The sequence below is a fragment of the Roseovarius halophilus (ex Wu et al. 2025) genome (assembly GCF_047086965.1).
In genome coordinates, this window is record NZ_JBKOTX010000558.1 from 1 (window position 1) to 487 (window position 487).

General features: G+C 74.1%; 1 pseudogene. It reads right to left on the reverse strand.

The window, feature by feature from the left end:
* Positions 1 to 487: pseudogene (locus ACH107_RS33480) on the reverse strand (hypothetical protein); the annotation flags it as partial.

The following is a 487-nucleotide window of genomic DNA, read 5'->3' on the forward strand; positions in this document are numbered from 1 at the left end:
GCGTCGATGTCGCGCGGGCTTGCATCGTAGCCGCGGCCGGCGAGCAGGTGCGCGACGGCGTGCAGCGCCACCCGGGTGGCGAAGACGGGCTCGCTGGCGGCGAAATCCCGCGACGCCCGGATGAGGGTGGCCGGCGCAGCCTCGGGGGCGGCGGCGCAGTCCAGCGCGATGTCGAGATATCCGGCGCTCTTGGCCGCGGCGAACCATTTGCCCTTGCGGCCGTGCCACTCGATCAGGTCCTCTAGGACCTCACGTGGGTCGCGCTCGGGGTAGCGCTTCACCAGGTCGCGCCACATGGCCAGCCAGGTGTTGCCCGACGCCGAGGGCAGCCCGAAGCGCCGGTAGGCCTCTTCGGGCCGGCCCTGCTGGTGCAGGACCGTCTCGCAGAACCGCGCGATGTCATGGTGGCCCCAGGGCGCCCGGTCGCCCTCCAGCAGGGCCGCGGCGCGGGCGAGCGCCGCCTCCGCATGCCCCTGGCGCAGCAAGG